The 16971-nt window shown below is 63.4% G+C and carries 18 protein-coding genes; 7 read left to right on the top strand and 11 right to left on the bottom strand.

Features of this window, described 5'->3' with window-relative positions; all coding sequences use genetic code 11:
* The first annotated feature begins 215 nt into the window (after positions 1 to 215).
* The 5 genes from B0G77_RS22035 to B0G77_RS22015 all read left to right on the top strand — a co-directional run bounded on the left by B0G77_RS22035 (position 216) and on the right by B0G77_RS22015 (position 5244).
* Positions 216 to 1835 (top strand): MFS transporter, encoded by a 1620-nt coding sequence (locus B0G77_RS22035; protein ID WP_133664268.1) that lies wholly within the window; start codon positions 216 to 218, stop codon positions 1833 to 1835.
* A gap of 229 nt (positions 1836 to 2064) precedes the next feature.
* Positions 2065 to 2772 (top strand): TetR/AcrR family transcriptional regulator, encoded by a 708-nt coding sequence (locus B0G77_RS22030; protein WP_133664267.1) that lies wholly within the window; start codon positions 2065 to 2067, stop codon positions 2770 to 2772.
* A gap of 120 nt (positions 2773 to 2892) precedes the next feature.
* Positions 2893 to 3234, top strand: a complete 342-nt coding sequence (locus tag B0G77_RS22025; RefSeq protein WP_133664266.1) for an NIPSNAP family protein — start codon at positions 2893 to 2895, stop codon at positions 3232 to 3234.
* Between the two features lie 120 nt (positions 3235 to 3354).
* Positions 3355 to 4713, top strand: coding sequence for an MFS transporter (locus tag B0G77_RS22020; RefSeq protein ID WP_243751158.1), 1359 nt, complete (start codon positions 3355 to 3357; stop codon positions 4711 to 4713).
* A gap of 315 nt (positions 4714 to 5028) precedes the next feature.
* The gene (locus B0G77_RS22015; RefSeq protein ID WP_133664265.1) at positions 5029 to 5244 is read left to right on the top strand and encodes a hypothetical protein; all 216 of its coding nucleotides are present in this window, start codon (positions 5029 to 5031) and stop codon (positions 5242 to 5244) included.
* 21 nt (positions 5245 to 5265) lie between these two features.
* Here the strand turns inward: B0G77_RS22015 and B0G77_RS43355 are convergent, their stop codons facing one another.
* The 5 genes from B0G77_RS43355 to B0G77_RS21995 all read right to left on the bottom strand — a co-directional run bounded on the left by B0G77_RS43355 (position 5266) and on the right by B0G77_RS21995 (position 7716).
* Positions 5266 to 5403, bottom strand: coding sequence for a hypothetical protein (locus B0G77_RS43355; protein ID WP_166656248.1), 138 nt, complete (start codon positions 5401 to 5403; stop codon positions 5266 to 5268).
* Between the two features lie 5 nt (positions 5404 to 5408).
* Complete coding sequence (locus B0G77_RS22010; protein ID WP_133664264.1) at positions 5409 to 5690, bottom strand: hypothetical protein; 282 nt, start codon at positions 5688 to 5690, stop codon at positions 5409 to 5411.
* Complete coding sequence (locus B0G77_RS22005; RefSeq protein ID WP_133664263.1) at positions 5671 to 6189, bottom strand: DUF2778 domain-containing protein; 519 nt, start codon at positions 6187 to 6189, stop codon at positions 5671 to 5673. The genes B0G77_RS22010 and B0G77_RS22005 overlap by 20 nt, the downstream gene beginning before the upstream one ends.
* Positions 6190 to 6201: 12 nt before the next feature.
* Positions 6202 to 6687 (bottom strand): type VI secretion system tube protein TssD, encoded by a 486-nt coding sequence (gene tssD, locus B0G77_RS22000; RefSeq protein ID WP_133664262.1) that lies wholly within the window; start codon positions 6685 to 6687, stop codon positions 6202 to 6204.
* A 426-nt stretch (positions 6688 to 7113) separates the two neighbouring features.
* Positions 7114 to 7716: a LysE family translocator gene (locus B0G77_RS21995; protein ID WP_133664261.1), complete on the bottom strand. Its 603-nt coding sequence runs from the start codon at positions 7714 to 7716 to the stop codon at positions 7114 to 7116.
* Positions 7717 to 7820: 104 nt separating this feature from the next.
* Between B0G77_RS21995 and B0G77_RS21990 the strand changes: the two genes are divergently transcribed.
* Both B0G77_RS21990 and B0G77_RS21985 read left to right on the top strand, forming a co-directional pair.
* Entirely contained in the window at positions 7821 to 8690 is an 870-nt protein-coding gene (locus B0G77_RS21990) for a LysR substrate-binding domain-containing protein (RefSeq protein WP_133664260.1), read from the top strand.
* A gap of 175 nt (positions 8691 to 8865) precedes the next feature.
* Positions 8866 to 11361, top strand: a complete 2496-nt coding sequence (locus B0G77_RS21985; protein ID WP_133664259.1) for a mechanosensitive ion channel domain-containing protein — start codon at positions 8866 to 8868, stop codon at positions 11359 to 11361.
* A gap of 143 nt (positions 11362 to 11504) precedes the next feature.
* On the opposite strand, the gene B0G77_RS21980 is transcribed toward B0G77_RS21985, so the two are convergent.
* From B0G77_RS21980 to B0G77_RS21960, 6 genes are all read right to left on the bottom strand, one after another.
* The gene (locus B0G77_RS21980) at positions 11505 to 12308 is read right to left on the bottom strand and encodes a c-type cytochrome (RefSeq protein ID WP_133664258.1); all 804 of its coding nucleotides are present in this window, start codon (positions 12306 to 12308) and stop codon (positions 11505 to 11507) included.
* The gene (locus B0G77_RS21975) at positions 12305 to 13930 is read right to left on the bottom strand and encodes a b(o/a)3-type cytochrome-c oxidase subunit 1 (protein ID WP_133664257.1); all 1626 of its coding nucleotides are present in this window, start codon (positions 13928 to 13930) and stop codon (positions 12305 to 12307) included. Before B0G77_RS21975 ends, B0G77_RS21980 begins: the two co-directional genes overlap by 4 nt.
* A complete protein-coding gene (locus B0G77_RS21970) occupies positions 13920 to 14489 on the bottom strand; it encodes a cytochrome C oxidase subunit II (protein ID WP_133664256.1) in 570 nt (189 codons plus the stop codon). The genes B0G77_RS21975 and B0G77_RS21970 overlap by 11 nt, the downstream gene beginning before the upstream one ends.
* A 10-nt stretch (positions 14490 to 14499) precedes the next feature.
* Positions 14500 to 14676 (bottom strand): hypothetical protein, encoded by a 177-nt coding sequence (locus tag B0G77_RS43350; protein ID WP_166656247.1) that lies wholly within the window; start codon positions 14674 to 14676, stop codon positions 14500 to 14502.
* A gap of 29 nt (positions 14677 to 14705) precedes the next feature.
* Positions 14706 to 15950, bottom strand: coding sequence for a cytochrome c (locus B0G77_RS21965; RefSeq protein WP_133666805.1), 1245 nt, complete (start codon positions 15948 to 15950; stop codon positions 14706 to 14708).
* A gap of 67 nt (positions 15951 to 16017) precedes the next feature.
* Complete coding sequence (locus B0G77_RS21960) at positions 16018 to 16629, bottom strand: c-type cytochrome (RefSeq protein WP_243751376.1); 612 nt, start codon at positions 16627 to 16629, stop codon at positions 16018 to 16020.
* Positions 16630 to 16971: the final 342 nt, after the last annotated feature.

The following is a 16971-nucleotide window of genomic DNA, read 5'->3' as shown; positions in this document are numbered from 1 at the left end:
TCTGACTGGGTCGGTCGAAACAGATCGGTAAAAGCCGCATTTTGACCCAGATCGCCGCGTGCCGCGCGAGACGCTCACAAGACCGGCTCACAAGACCCGCTCACGGCGCGTTGCGAAAATTTCGGCGATCGGCAAAAAAAAAGCGCCTCAGTACGCCTGTCGCTCGCTGACGTGGATTGTTATGCTGGTGGCTCACTTTCCGCGCAGGGGTGCCCGTGGACGGTCCGGATCTTCTCGCCAGGCGGCGCCGCGAAACGCACGCCGTCGCCGCGCAAGCCAGTCCCTGCGATGAACTCGTCATCCGCACGCAACCGACCACGGTGGATCGCCCGTGCCTGCGCAAGCGGCTGGCGCTCGCCTCGACCATCCTCGGCTCCAGCATGGCGTTCATCGACGGTTCGGTCGTCAACGTCGCGCTGCCGTCGATTCAAACCGAACTGGGCGCGAGCGTCGCGGCGATCCAGTGGGTTGTCAACGCTTACCTGCTCTTTCTCGGCTCGCTGGTGCTGGTGGGTGGTTCGATGGGCGACCTGCTCGGCCGGCGCACGGTGTTCGTCGCCGGCATCGGACTCTTCACGCTCGCCTCGGTGGCATGCGGCGCGGCGCCGGGGTCCGGCACGCTGATCGCCTCGCGCGCCGTGCAGGGCATCGGCGCCGCCATGCTGGTGCCGAGCAGTCTCGCGATCATCGGCGCCGTGTTCGACGAGCGTGAACGCGGGCAGGCGATCGGCACTTGGGCGGGCGTCGGCGCGATCACCTCGGCAATCGGGCCGGTCGCGGGCGGCTGGCTCGTCGACGCGTTTTCGTGGCGGGCAATTTTCTTTCTCAACCTCCCGCTCGCGTGCGTCACGATCCTGCTGGCTGTCATGTCGGTGCCCAACAGTCACAAGGCTGATGCGCCACGTCAACTCGACTGGCCCGGCGCGCTCACCGCCGCAGGCGGGCTTGCCGCGCTCACGTATGGGCTGACGATCGCTTCGTCGCGCGGTCTCGTTCATTCGCTGGTGCTCGCTTCGATCGGGATCGGCGTGCTCGTACTGATCGCGTTCATCGTGATCGAATGGCACAGCAGCAATCCGATGATGCCTCTCGATGTGTTTCGCTCGCGCGACTTCGTCGGTGCGAACGTCGTCACTCTGCTGCTTTATTTCGGCCTGAGCGGTGTGTTCTTTTTCCTGCCGTTCACGTTGATCCGCGCGCATGGCTTCAGCGCCACGCAGGCCGGCGCGGCGCTCTTGCCCGTGCCGGTCATCATCGGCCTGCTGTCGCGCTTCACGGGCGGGCTCACGGCGCACTTCGGCCCGCGCGCGCTGCTGAGCGCGGGACCCGTCGTTGCAGGTGCAGGCTTCGCGATGCTCGCGTTGCCGTTTGCCAGCGGCAACTACTGGAGCGGCTTCTTTCCCGCAATGGCCGTCATCGGGCTTGGCATGACGATCACCGTCGCACCGCTCACGACCACCGTGATGACCGCCGTCGCGAGCGAGCGCACCGGCGTCGCCTCCGGCATCAACAACGCGGTGGCGCGCGTCGCCGGGTTGCTGGCGATTGCGGTTCTGGGCATCGTGTTCGTGTGGTCGCATAACGCAGTGCTGTCGACGCGGCTTCATGACCTGAACGTCCCACTCGACACGCATCGAAGCGGGCATTTGCTGGAACCGCAAGGCGCCACGCTCTCTGCCGCGAGCAGCCTGCAGGCGCCCGCTCACACGCCGCTGGCGGTCGCGCAAGCCGATGCGATCAGCGCCGCGCTGCGGGCTGTGGCGCTGGTATCCGCGGCATGCGCATTCGCCGGTGCAGCCTGTGCGGCAACGATGCTGCGCTCACGTAAGCGGTAGCGCACATTCGAAGACTGAATATGCGTTTTGCATTGCTGTAAACCTTTGATTCGATGGGATACTTTTTCGATCGCGCGTTTGCGGCGTTCCAGATTGACTCCCAGCGAACAGCCGTTCACCCATCGCCCCGGGGATCCAGAAAAGGGCGGGCAAGACGGCCGTTGCACTGACGCGACACCAGCGCGGGACGACTTGCGCTTTCGTCAGCCAGCATCAACGAGGTTTCAAAATTACAGAGAACAACACTCCGCCCGCCCGCCGACGGCCGAAGCAGGCGCGCTCGACATTCGCGCGCGATGCCATCCTCGAAGCCGTTGCGCGGATACTGGAAAGCCACGGCAGCAGTAGCGTGACCACGCAGCGCGTCGCGGACGTCGCGGGCTTCAGCATCGGCGCGGTCTATCAGTACTTTCCGAACAAGGAAGGTCTCGTCGAAGCGCTCGCGCTGCGCGAACTCACACGCCTTACGTCGATGATGGAGAAAGTGCTCGAAAACCCGGCGCATTTCGGCACAGGCTTCAACACACGACGGATGATTCGCGTAATGACGGAGTTCATCGCCGAGCGTCCGCGCCTTTACGGCATTCTGCGCGCCGAGTGGGCGGATGCGCCCACGCACACTGAACTGGCGCAAGGCATGCGCAACTATTTCGCGTCGATCTCGAACGCCCTCAAGAACGAAAACCCGGAACTCTGCGAGCGGATCGCATCCGATGAAGCCCGGTTCGTGCTGTTTCGCGCGATTTCCGGGGTGGTACTTGCCACATCGCTCGAACGGCCGGAATTGCTCGGGACCGCCGCGTTCGAGGATCAGATGGTGCGGCTGATTCTTGGCTTTATCGCGTTTGACGTGCCACCGCGCGATGCGGATGCGGACCCCGACAGCGGCGTATCTGCGCAGGACGCTGGTTCGAACGGACCTGAATCTCCAGACTGACAACAGGCCGACGGATTCGACATCCATGCTTCAGCTTCGCGTGAAACGTTCCCGTTCTGCGGTGCGCATACTGCAAACATGCCCGGACACCTGCCGGGCCGGTTCCAGGAGAGCGCACACATGACCATCACCTGCTTCATCCGTTATCAGATCGACCCTTTCCAGCGCGATGTTTTCAAGGAATATGCCGAGCAGTGGGGCCGCATTATTCCGCGCTGCGGCGGACATCTGGTCGGCTACTTCCTGCCTCATGAAGGCACCAACGACATCGCGTGGGGCTTGATCGCCTTCGACAGTCTCGCGGCCTACGAAGCCTACCGCGCGCGGCTGAAGACCGATCCCGAGTCGCTCGCGAACTTCAGGCTGGCGCAGACGAAGCGGTTCATTCTTCGCGAGGAACGTACGTTCGCGGAGGTGGTCGACGGTACGTTCGGCATTCCCGCCCGATCGGTTGCAGGGTAAGATCGCCGCTCCAGAACGTCGCTTCCCGGCAAGTCAGCGTCGCATTGGTGCGATGCTGTCGCGTCAGCAGCCAGTAAAGTCGGAAGCACGATCCTCACTGTCCGGCACAAGGCGCTCACGATGAAACCGGCGAACGAATCATGGACCCGCGACCAGGCGGGCATGTCCTCATTGCCGGACGAACTGCCGCCACCCGCATCGGTCAAGCCGTTCGGCGCAAGCGACATGCCGTTCCCGGCCGGCGACCTGCCGCTCGACGCCGCGCCGCCGGCTGCACCCACTTCATCGGCCGCCACACCCGACAGCCTGCAATCCACTGTCAGCCTGCTTGCCGGCTACGCCATCCTGAGCACCGGCAACGGCCTGCTCGGCACGCTGATTTCGCTGCGTCTGATCCAGCAGCAGACGCCGTCGATCGTCGTCGGTATCGTGCAGTCGGCGTACTACGTGGGGTTTCTGATCGGCGCGCTGTGGGGCGGCGTCCTGATCGCACGGGTGGGCCATCATCGGGCGTTCGTGACCTTCGCCGCCGCGTCGGCGTGCTGCGCGCTCGGCTATCCGCTCTGGAGCGAAGCCGCCGTCTGGGTCGCACTGCGGCTCATTACCGGGTTCTGCCTTGTCGGCATCTTCACGGTCGTCGAAAGCTGGCTGCATGCGGTGGCAAGCAATGCGCAGCGTGGCCGCGTGTTTTCCGCGTATCTGATCACGAACTATCTGGGCGTCGGCACCGGACAGTTCCTGATCGGTCTTGCCGATACGTCCAGCTTTGTCCTGTTCAGCGTGGTGAGCGCGCTGTTTTCGGCGTCGCTGATTCCGGTCGCGCTGGCCAATACCGCGCCGGTCGCGCATGCGGATCACGACAGGCCCACCGGCACCGCGCGGCTCGCGCTCGGCTTCTCCGGCTTGCGCACGGCGTTCCGGCTCGCGCCGCTCGGCGCGTTCGGGTGTCTCGCGGCCGGCATGCTCAACAGCGGCTTTTACACGATGCAGCCGGTATTCATGCGACACGTCGGCTATCCGGTGGCCGGTGTGTCGCATTTCATGGGCTTCGCACTGCTCGCCGCGCTCCTTCCGCAATGGCCTGTCGCGCGGCTTGCAGACCGCTTCGACCGCCGGCTGATCATGCTTGGCATCGCGTTGCTGTCCGGGACGTGCAGCGTGCTGCTGTTTCTGTTCCATAGCGGCGCGTTCGCCGAAGCGATCGGCTACCTCTATGTCAGCGTCGTGTTTTCGCTCTATGGCGTCGTCACGTCATATGTCAACGACAGCATTCCTGCATCGCAGCGGATTGCAGTCAGCGCGGGGCTCCTGATGATCTTCGCGATCGGCGCAAGCTGCGGCCCGACCCTCGCATCGGCGATGATGGGACTCACCGGGCCCGCGGGCCTCTATCTGTTCACGGCGACCGTCATCGGCACGCTCGCCACGCTGACATTGCGCAGCCTGCGCGCCGGGCGGGTTGCATGGCGACTGGAGTAATCGGCTTCTCTCCCGGCAGATGGCGCAGATGAACCGCGATTACCTGGGAGCGCGAACCAGCGCCGCCAGATCGCTCGCGACTGCTTCGAGCACCGGGTCCCACTGCCGAGGCCGTCATGATTTCCTCCGCGCGAGTGGGACTTCCGGCATCCGCAAGCGGCGCCGAAACCCGATGCACACCGATGGCATTTGCAGTCGAGCTGCCCAGAACGGTGGACCCTATCGAATTCTTTTCGCAGATATATCCGATCATGCGTTGCGGTAGTCACCGCGTGCGCGCAAGCTTTCCCATGTGATGCACAGAGGGAGTGAGCGATGCCTGCCAGACAATCTCCGCCTCGCCCCTGCACCGGCCCGCACGCGCGCGACACGCAGCGTGACATGCATGCCAATGCGTCCGGTTCGTCCGATCCGCTCGACGAACGCGCCGCGCTCACGGCGCATCTGTTTGGCCTTGGTTTTGCGGCCGTCATCATCGTGAGTCTCTCGCTCACCTTGACAGTGCTGATTCGATGGTCCATCAGCGCATGACGAGGCGACCCGTCCGAACACTTACGCAAGCTGTTGCGCCAGCGTTTTCATAAACGGTGTATCGAGGTCGCCTGTGTGCGTCGTGATGACCGTCTCGATCAGGACGATCCAGCATTCGTCGCCGGCGATGGGTTGTGCACTCCCGAATTCTGAGGTCACGCCTGTCAGCCCCGGGCCGTGGTGCTCCGGCGCTTCGTCCAGTAGTACCGCCACAGCCTGATGATCGCCACATATGCGAAAGCCGCAACGATCAAGTCAATAGTCACCGTGACCACGAAGAACAGATCATCGGGATCGCGAATGCCGAGCCGGTTAGCGACGTATAACCAGACAAGTGCCTGGCTCTCCGGCATCGGTATGGGGTACGTGTGGACATAGGGCACGGCGAGACAGAACAGCCCGACAAACAGCGCGACCTTGAATAGCCTACGGGCAAGTGTTGCCATTCGTGACTACCTCTATCGTTCCATATGCGCGAAGCCCCGAACTTCGGGCAGGGATAGTAGCGGTATGCAGAAGTGCGCGCCGGATTGTCTCGAACTCGCTATAACTCGGCAGCGTAATACAGCCTAATGAAATACCTTGACCGCCTGCGGGATGCAACCGGAACTGCCCACGCTTAACGCCATTGATCCAGGTTACGTCATCAATGCTCCCGTCATCCCGGTACAGCGCGAACCATTCACTGTGACGGGACGGAGCGCCTACTGCTGCATTCAGTGCATCTTTAGCCCACGCATAGGCCTGAGAACCGATGCCGCCAGTAGGCCGGTCTACGATCCAGTATTTACCGGCGGGGATCGGGCCATTATCCCGAACAGCAGTGCATCCGCCCCTGTTGCGATATACGCCGTTACCCGAAAACGCGTTAAATGTTCCGATGCCGAAAATCGTCAGCGGAGACAACGGCGCGTTATTCACTAAGAATTTTCCTATATACGCCATCTGCGACGCTCCTTACCCGCGCTCGTTCCACGAGTCCGTGTATTTGATATTGCCGTCGAGATAGTGCCATGTAATGTTCTCGTACATCATCGAGACGGATTCAACGTGATTGAGTTTTGAATCGGGTGCGAGCTTGGTGTTAATCATGCCGGAATTAATGCCACAGACTTTTACCTGTTCCAGCAGCATCACGAAATACACTTCTTCCTTTCCGGCATCGTTGATGCGATACCATTTAATCTCGGCAGATTGCAGTGTCTGCCCTTTCGCGACCGCTTTGTAAAGGTAGGGTGTGGCTGCATCGAATTCCTTTTCGAACGACAGAGGTGAATGCGCACGTGCGCCTGTAATTTTGCCGTTTGCGCTATCGACGGGGAGATTAACGCCATGACTGAAGCTGATAATTTCAATGCTGCCTTGACGATCCTGTACGGTTGACGAGCCTTTAATGTCTGCACCGCCATCGTCTTTAAGCCACATATGGGCAGGAATCGGCATTTTAATAATTCTCCATTGATAGGTTTATGAGCGTCGAGTTACCACTGGACCATTCGATCGGCCACACAAGACTAGAACGGTGAATTACAGTTTGTACCCGAGGCAAATACCATTTGCAATGCTATTTTGGCAAGCAATCTGATATTTGACAGTTTTTGCCAAATGCCCGGCGATGGCGAGACGTTGCGTCAAACGGCGTGATCTCATAATTCGGGAAAATCGTATGCCAGTGTGCCGGAAAGCCCCCGTGATTCGCGACAGTTAGATAGCTGTCTGGATTTCCGAATTCTGAAGCTTCCCCAGCATAGGGACACCCGGCACGCTTGCGTCAAGCTCTGCGGTCTTGTGTCAGACTCTATTGTTCTTCACGACCGCCTCGAAGGCGGCCAACAGATCGACTGTTTCCGCAAAAAACGGACTTGCTCATCATTTGCTCCACATGGGGATAATCGACACGGCCAGCAGCAGGCCCAATGCGATATTGAGCATTCGCCATTGCCGCGGGGTTTTCAGAACACGGGCGAGCAGCACCCCGGCGACGCACCACAGGCACAACGACACGGCTGCCGCCAGACCCAACGCCGTGCCGAGCAGCGCCGCGAGATGCAGCGGCCCGTCGGCCAGCACCGAAAACGAAGCCGCCGCGCCGAACGCCATCGCCCAGCCTTTGGGATTCAACCAGAGCACGCAGGCGCCGCCGATGAAGGTGGGTGGCACCGCCACATCAGCATCGAATTCAGGTGCGCCGCTGCGGCCAATCTTCCAGGCGAGCCACAACAGATAGGCACTGCCGGCCAGCCTCATCGCCGTCTGCAGCGATGGCGCGGCGAGCAGCACGCCCGCGAGTCCGGCCGCGACTGCCGCCGCGAGCAACGCCAGGGCCCCCGCGGCGCCAGCCATCAACGGCAGCGAGCGACGGAAACCGAACCGCGCGCCCGAGGCCGTCGCGAGCGTGGTCGCGGCGCCGGGTGTCAGCGTGGAGACGACAGCAAACAGGATCAATGGAGCGACGGAATTGATGGGGAGCATGGCTGCGCGTGGATATTGGACAGGATGTCTGACTGTAGGCCGCCGCCTTGCATTAGGGAAACCATATTCTTGAATGTCATGCATTAGCAAATATAATGCTCAGCATGGCAAGGAACCTCGATATCACCCTCGTTCGCACGTTCGTCACGGCCGCCGACAGCGCGAGCATGACGGTCGCGGCCAACAGCCTGCACCTGACGCAGGGCGCAGTCAGCCAGCAGATCAGGCGGCTTGAAGAAGCGCTGGGCTGTACCCTGTTCGAGCGCGACCGGCGCGGCCTCAGGTTGACGCCGGTTGGCGAGCGGCTACTCGGCAAGGCGCGGCGCCTGCTCGGCATGAACGACGAAATCTGGGCAGAGATGAGCGCGAGCGCCATGCAGGGTCGCGTGCGGCTCGGCGTGCCGTACGACCTCGTTGGCACGACCCTTGCACCGGTGTTCAGGGCATACACGGAAGCGTGGCCGCAGATCGACATTTCGCTCGTCTGCGGGTCGTCGCCGGAACTCGCCGATGCGCTGGCCGCAGGGGACATCGACCTCGCGATCATCGAAGAACCCGTTGGCGCGACAACCGGCGAGTGTCTGCGCGTCGAACCGCTGGTCTGGGTCGGCGCACGCGGTGGCCGTGCGCGTCTGAAACACCCGCTTCCGGTCTCGATGGTCACCCACACCTGCGCGTTCCGCCCGGTGGTGCTTGCCGCCCTGCGCAACCAGGGCTTCGAATGGCGGACCGTGTTCGAGAATGGCAACATCGAGGCGACGACCGCGACCGTGCGGACCGATCTCGCCGTCACCGCATGGCTGGCCTCGACGGTTCCCGCCGACCTCGACATCCTCGGCGCGGACGCCGGCCTGCCAGCGCTGCCGAACTTTTCGATCAACCTGCATTTGCCCCGCCACGGTGGTGACACTGCCGCACAGGAATTCGCGCGATATCTGCGCGAAGGCCTCCTCCGACAGCGGGAAGCGGCCTGATTGCCGCCCGGCGGACCGCGCGCGATAGCCGCCGCCAGACCACGCCCGAGCGCCGGATCAGGTCAATCCGGCAGGAACTTGTGTGTGCGAGCCGTTGTCGGTTGAATGGGCAGGTGTACCGGGCCGCACTCCAGCGCGTACGTCGCGTATCCGACTCCCCCGTCTTCTCCACACCATGCGTAAATTACTGATTGCCTGTTTTCTGGTCACGTTCGCGCTGTCAGCGTCTGCCGCTTCGTCAACGTCGGCGACGACTGCCGCTGGCGGCGCTTCGGCCACGGCAGCCGTCGCACTGACACCCGATCAGGCCCGCCAGGCCCTCGATGTGCTGAACGACCCGCAACGGCGCACCCAGATTGAGGACACGCTGCGTGCGGTCGTCGCGGCTGGCGCGCTCAGCGCCGTCCCGGCATCGGCGCCGGTGGGGGCTTCCGCTGCCGAACCGGCGAGTAGCGCGGCCAGCGGCGTCGCAGAGGCACTTCAGCGCAACGGCCTCGCGTCGCAACTTGCGCGCCAGGGCGCGCACTGGCTTGCCAATGGCGGCTCGGCGCTGCGCCGCTCGGTGGCGGCGCTGCTCGACGTGGCGTCGGTACGCGCATGGTGGCATGACGAACTGGCCAGTCCGCAAGGACACTCCATGCTCGGCCGGGTCACATGGACTCTGCTTGCCGCGCTGCTGCCCGCCCTCGCGCTCGAATGGCTGACTGACCGTCTGCTTCGCCGGCTGTCTGAATCGACGGCAAAGCGCAGCGCGAGCAGCCTCCGTGAAGCGAGGGAAAGTGAACAGGAGGCGGACACGCACGCCTTAGCCGTCGCAACCGCCGAAGCAGTCAGCGGCGCGCCGCATCCCCCTGACGAACAAGCCGAAGGCGCGCGCGGCAAATGGCGCATCACACACCCCTTGTCGGTGTTGCGACGGTTGCCCGGCGCACTCCTGCATACGCTGTTCCAGCTGATACCGCTCGTCGTCTTCGTCATTGTCGCGAGCGTGCTGATGTCTGTGCTCTCCGACGACGGCACGCCCGCTGGCAGTGCGCTCGACGCGCTGATCGACATCTACGTCGTGTGCCGGGGGGCCGTGATCATCAGCCTCTTTTTCCTGCAGCCCGACGCACCTGCGCTGCGTCTGTGGCGAATGGGCGACAGATGGGCTGCCCTCACGCATCGCTGGGTCGTCTGGATTGCGGTCGTAGTCGGCGTCGGCACGGCTGCGGCGGAAGTCGCCGCGCGGCTGGGCATGAACGACGACGCCCATCTCGCGATCATGAAGGCCGTCGCGCTCGTCACGCACGTGATGGTGTCGATCCTGATCCTGCAATGCCGCCGCCCTGTTGCCGCACGCATCCGCGAGCACAGTGCGGCGCTTCCGTCGCTGGCGTTCATCGGTAACTGGCTGGCCGACGTGTGGGCCGGTCTTGCCGTGTTTGTCGTGATGGCGCTCTGGTTCGTATGGGCGCTCGACGTGCGCAATGGCTATCAGGCGTTGCTGCATTTCGGCGGGATCTCGATCGCGGTGCTGGTCGCTGCGCGAGTCGTTTCGATCGTCGTGTTCGGCGCGCTCGGCCGTGTGTTCAATGTCGAAGAGGAAGACGAACGGTCGATCGCCCAGCAGCATGCGTATCGCTACTATCCGCTGCTGCGCCGCGTGATTTCTACGCTGATTGTGATCGTCACCGTGCTCGTGCTGCTGCAGGTATGGGGTTTGAACCTGTGGCAACTGTTTCATCCCGGCACGGTTGGCCACCGGCTCGCGTCGGCGCTCGTGACGATCGCTATCGCCGCGGTGACCGCGCTCTTCGTGTGGGAAGCGGTCAACGCGTCCGTCGAACAACGGCTCGCGCTCTGGACATCGAGCGGCGATTTCGTGCGCGCCGCGCGCCTGCGCACATTGTTGCCCATGCTGCGCACCGCCCTCTTCGTCGTGATTGCGCTGGTGGTCGTGCTGACGGGTCTTTCCGAGCTTGGCGTCAACACCGCGCCGCTGCTCGCAGGTGCGAGCATCTTTGGCGTCGCGCTTGGCTTCGGCTCGCAAAAGCTCGTGCAGGATTTCATCACGGGCATCTTCCTGTTGATGGAAAACGCCATGCAGGTCGGCGACTGGGTCACGCTGGCGGGTGTGTCCGGCACGGTCGAATATCTGTCGATCCGTACGGTGCGTCTGCGCGGCAGCGACGGCTCGCTCTACACCGTGCCCTTCAGTTCGGTGTCGACGGTCAACAACACGAACCGGGGGCTCGGCAACGCGGCGGTAAAGGTCAGCATCGCGTATGGACAGGACGTCGATCTCGCGATCACCACGTTGAAGGAAATCGGCGCCTCGCTGCGCAACGACGACAAGTTCAAAAACGGCATCCTGTCCGACTTCGCCTTCTGGGGCGTCGATGCGGTGGACGGCGCGTCGGTCACACTCACCGGACAGATCCAGTGCCGCGACACCGCGCGTTGGGGGGTGCAGCGTGAATTCAACCGGCGCGTCCTCGATCTCTTCCAGCAACGCGGGATCGGGATCTCGAATCCACAGCGCAGCGTGCTTTTACGGGGCGAAGGGGCTTTGACTGCCGCGGCTGACGGGTCACAGGAGCCGACGCCTGCGAAGCAGCCAGGCGCCGAGGCAGTAGCGGAGCCGCCGCCCGTAGAAACACAAAAGACCAAGGGCGTACGCGCCCGTTGAAGTCGCTGCGGCGGGCGCTGCGTCACAACGTAACGGCAACCCTCAATGACGACTGGCAGGCGCGGAATCCCCGCAACGGGTGACGCCTGGCCTCATGCCGCACGCAGCGCGAACCACCGGGAAGCACCGGGAAGCACCGGGAATCACCGCGCCTCAGGGTGAGCGCCAGCATAATAGGCAGCCGCAGCCTCAACCTCCTGCGGCGTCATTTGCCGGGCGACATTGCGCATCTGTTCGCTGATGTCGTTATGGCGCGTTCCTGACGCAAATGCCTCCAACTGCCCCTTGATGTACGCCGCTGGCATCCCTTCGAGCCATGGGCTGCCTGCCTTGTTGTCGACGCCACCGTGACACGACGCACACGGCGCAATGTTACGCATCGGCGAACCGTGCGCGACGATGTCCGGCATCGGCGGGTTCTCGCCGGGAGGGAGCTTCGGGCGCGGCAGCGATGCGTAGTAAGCGGCGACGTCACGCATCTCTTCATCGCTCAGATTCTTGACCATCGGCGACATCACAGCATTGGCCCGTGCGCCCGACTGAAAATCGAGCAATTGCTTGTAGATCACTACCGCGTACTGCCCGGCGAGATTCGGCGAATTCGCGTCGCTCATGCCGCGTTCGCCGTGACACATCGTGCAGCGCATCGCCAGCGTGGCGCCTCGGCCGATCGACAACGCAGTCGGATGCGTCAACAGTTGCGGCGTGATTTCAGCGGTGCTGGTGTGGATGGTCGGTTCGATGGTCTCGACGCCCGCCATCCATTTCTGCGGCACCCCGGCCGCGCTGCAGATCGCGTTCCACAGCCCCTGAAACGGCGCATCCTGCTTGACCGAAGGCAGCCATATGAAGCCAATGACCAGCGAGAACACCACCACCGCGATCGTCGCGCCAACCGTCACCCTGAACCAGGGATTGCGCAGCGAGAACAGTTGTTCGTTGCTCATCGCGGTCCTCCAATCGGCACGGCCGGCACTGAGGTCTCGGGATGCGACAGCAGTTCTCCGATCGGGTAGCCGTAGTTCGCAACCGTGAGCCCGATCATCAGCGCAAGCCACAGGCCGAAGCTGTTCAAGGCGACAGGCAGCGTCTTCGGCTCATGCACGGCGGTCGCGAAACGGTATTCCGTCACCGCAATGCGCGGGCCGCGTTGCGTGCGGTACAGGATCACAAAGAACAGGATCGCCGAGATCACGAGGATCACCCCGCCCACCGCCGACATCACCACCCAGATCGCCTGAGCCGCGATCTGCGGATCGGTGTAGTCGTAAAACGCCATGCGGCGTGGCATGCCCAGAATGCCGACCCAGTGCCACGGGAACGTCAGCACGATCATGCCGATGAACCACAGCCACAGTTGCAGGCGCATCAGTTTCAGGCTCGTCACCGCGCGACCCGTCAGATGCGGCCACAGGTCGTACGCGATCACGAAGTACATGATGACGATCGCGCCCGCGAAGATCAGGTGAAAGTGCCCGGTGATCCACTGCGTGTTGTGGATCGTCGAATCCATCTGGTAGCTCATGTTGATGATGCCGCCCGCGCCGCCGAAGCCGAGCATCACGAACGAGAAGGCGACCGCCAGCATCATCGGGTTGTCCCAGGGCAGCGCCTTGAGCCAGCCGAACGCGCCCTTGCCGCCGCGCAGCCGCGCCGCGATCTCAACCGACGCGCTGATCGTGAACACCGTCAGGAGCGTCGGCACGGCGACGAGCGCGGTGAACACCGAGTGCATGAACTTGAAGCCGGAGCCGACCTGCGGATCGGCAAACAGATGGTGAATGCCGATCGGCATCGACACCACGAGGAACAGGATGAACGACACGCGCGCCATCGAGTCGCTGTACAGCCGCCCGCCGATCGCGCGCGGAATGATCGTGTAGTACGCGATATACGCCGGCATCAGCCAGAAGTAGACGATCGCGTGCAGCGTCCACGAGAAGAACACGCGGGCCAGACCGGAGTCGATCGTGGTTGTGAAGCCGAGCGCGACAGGCAGGATCTGAAACAGCAGTTCGAGCGCCGCGCCCACCGCCGTCCAGCCCCACAGGTAGGCGCCCGCCACGGTGGCGAACATCGCGAGCGGCACCGGTTTGCCGGGATTCTCCCGCTTCCAGACGGTCATGTTGATGCCCATCAGCGCGACCCAGATCCACGAGCCGACCACGACCAGCACGACGCCAATGTAGTAAAACGCGTTGCCGATCATCGGCGGATAGAACGTGTACAGCACCGACGCGAGGCCCATTGCGACCGGCACCATCGCCGCGACAGCGCCTATCAGCACCAGCCAGAAGCCAGCCCATGCCCACTTCAAACCGACGAGCGGGCGCTTCAACGCCAGTTCGGACACCGCGTAGCCGAAGCCCATCGCGATCAGCGTCGGAAACACATAGCCCATCGCCGTGCCGTGCGCGGTCACCGACCGGTAGTAAATCTCGGGGTTTTTCAGCCACGGATGCAGCGGGCTGCGAACGATCATCTGCCAGGCGCCGAGCAGCAGCGCAAGGCCGAACGCCGCGAAGGCGAGCCAGAAATGCGCGAGAACGACCCGTTTGCTATTGAACACAGCTGACCCTCCGCGAAGCGGCCGCCATCTGCGCGAACTTCGCCTTGTCGACGGCCTGCACGTGCGCCCACATGTCCTGGTGGCCGACGCCGCAATATTCGTGGCACGGCATCAGGTGTTCGCCGGGCGTATCGAAGGTCGTCCTGAAGGTCGAGATGTAGCCGGGTTCGAGCATCGAGTTGAGATTGGTGTTGGTGATCAGGAAGCCGTGCACGACATCGGCGCTGGTCGCACGAAACGTCACCGGCGTGTCGGTGGGCACGACGATGCATTGCGGCGTGAACGAATACTGCTGCGCAATCAGACGCACGGTCACCGAGCCATCGCTTTCGCGCGCCGTACCGAGGTTGCTTTCGATGAATTCGCCGGAGACGTGCAGCGACGTCGGGTTGACGGTCTCGACGCGCGACGGCGGCATCATCGCCCAGTGCAGGCCGGTGAAGATCACCATCGCGACCAGCACCGCGACGATGCTGACGACCAGAATGGCCCAGCGTCGCTCGATGCGCGCTGCGACATCTTCGGCGTCGGGGCTGTGGGGTGCGGGGTTCGTGGCCATGCAGGGCGCCTCACTGAATCACGCCGCGAGGCAGGAAGACGAGAAAGTAAAACGCAAACCACAGCCCGATGACGATCGCGGTCGCCGTGCCCGCCAGCGCGATGGCGCCGCTCGGGCCACGCCTCACGATGTCGTCGACCGCCTGATCTTCGGCGCTGTGCGTCCGGTCGGAGGGGGAATCGCTCATGGCTGCCTCGTTGTGCTCACTCGGTGATGTCAATACAGGGGGGCGCTACGCAACTGGTTCGCTTCCCTCGCCGTGATCGGCGTGCCGCGATTGCCCCACGCCGTGCGGATGAAGGTGACGACCGCCGCCACTTCCTCGTCGGACAGCGTGTGCGCGAACGGCGGCATGCCGTACGGCTCAGGATTCTTCTCGGTGCCCGGCGGGTAGCCGCCGTTCAGCACCATGCGGATAGGGTTGACCGCCGACGTCATCAGGATCGACTGGTTCTGCGCCAGCGGCGGGAAATGCGGCGGCTTGCCCTTGCCCTCTGCGCCGTGACAGACCGCGCACTGCGCGTCGTAGATCTTCTTGCCGAGCGGGAACAGGAGGTTCTTTTCCTCTGCCACCGCGGTGCTTGGGCTCGAGGCCGTCTGCCCGCTGCGTTCCGGCAGGCTCTTCAGATACACGGCCATCGCGCGGATGTCTTCATCGCTCAGGTATTGCAGGCTGTCATAGACGACTTCCGCCATCGGTCCATACACGGCGCCGCGCTTCGAGACACCGCTCTTCAGCAGAGCGGAAATATCCTCGATGCTCCAGTCGCCGAGGCCCGCCTCCCTGTTCGAGGTGAGCGAAGGCGCGTACCAGTTCTGCATCGGGATCAGGCCGCCTTCGAAGGCCTTCGATGCCGAACTGCCGCCCAGCGCATTGATCGCGGTGTGGCACATCGCGCAGTGGCCCGGGCCTTCGACGAGATACGCGCCGCGATTCCATTCGGCAGACTGCGTGGGATCGGGCTTGAATTCGCCCTGCTTGAAATACAGCGTGCGCCAGCCAAGCAGCAACTCGCGCTTGTTGAACGGAAAGCGCAGCGTATGTGGCCGGTTCGGCTGGTGCACGGGAGGCACCGACATCAGGTACGCAAACATCGCATCCGAATCGGCGCGCGTCATCCGCGTATAGGACGCAAACGGCATCGCCGGATACAGCAGTGAGCCATCCTTCGACTTGCCCTGATGCAGCATCCTGTAGAAGTCGTCGGCGGACCATGTGCCGATACCGGTTTCCTTGTCAGGCGTGATGTTCGGCGTATAGAGCGTGCCGAACGGCGTATCCATCGGACGTGTGCCCGCGAACAGCTTGCCCGCCGGCAGGGTGTGGCAGGCGATGCAGTCGCTTGCGCGGGCGAGATATTCACCACGGGCAATCAGCTCGGCGTTTTGCGCAGGCGTTGCGCCCTGCGCATGCGCGAGCGTGAAGGCCGCACAGAAGAGCGCCGCGCCGCGGCCGGCGATGCGTACGAGCGTCCTGAGCGTGCCGGAGGGTGTGACGGGTCGGAGAGCAGACAATTCGGTTCTCCGGTTAGTGAGGGACGCTGCCGCACGCAAGCGGCATCTTGAGCGACCCGGCTGCGGCCGGCGCGGGGTCGGCGGGCGCCGTCTGTGACGCGAGCCATGCGGCGACCGCTGTGATGTCGTGCTCGTTCAGGCGTGTCGCAACCGTTTTCATGCAGTCGGGCGCGGCCGCACTGCGGGTACCGTAGCGCCACGCGCCGAGCTGTGCGCTCAGATAGTCGGCGTGCAGGCCGAGCAGGCCCGGAATGGCCGGCTCCATGCCGGTCAGCGAGCCGCCGTGACAGCTTGCACAGGCAGGAATCTTGCGCGCCGGATCGCCGCGCGTCACCAGCGTCTGACCGAGTGCGAGTGTCGCCGCATCGACAGTGGGTGTCGCCGGCGGCGGGAACGGCCGCCGTTCAGCGGCGAAGTGATCGGCGATCGTTTTCAGGTATGCGTCGGGCAGGTACGCAAGCAGATAGTTCATCGGCGGGTACTTGCGCCGACCGTCGCGAAACGCCAGCAACTGGTTGTACAGATAGCCTGCGGGCTTGCCGGACAGACGCGGGAAGTAGTCGTTGTCGGTACCCTCGCCGTGCGCGCCATGACAAGCGGCACATGCAAGCACCCGAGCCTGCATCGTGTCGGGTGCCTGCTCCGCGGTGGGCTCCGCCGCACTCGCCGTGAGGCTCGCCGTCAAGCTCGACCACGCGAGAAGCGCGATCGCGATAGATGTCCGCCCTTGAGCCACCTCGACCCTCTCAGTCTGGTTGTGCATGCCTGATGCGCGAACGGGCAGCCAACAACGTGGCGAAGCTTGCTGGAACCGTCTATGCGCGACTGTTTTTCTTTGCCCGATGACCCGGCGCGCATTCGCGATCCAGAACATCCGGCGCATTCTAATGGTGCTGAACGGCACTACGAGCTGCGGAGATCAGAGAGGAAATTAACACAGGTGTCGAGCGCCAGGTTAATCAAATAG

It is taken from the genome of Paraburkholderia sp. BL10I2N1 (assembly GCF_004361815.1).
GTDB lineage: Bacteria > Pseudomonadota > Gammaproteobacteria > Burkholderiales > Burkholderiaceae > Paraburkholderia.
The sequence above is the reverse complement of the archived record's forward strand: the minus strand, read 5'-3'. Positions and strand labels throughout refer to the sequence as shown.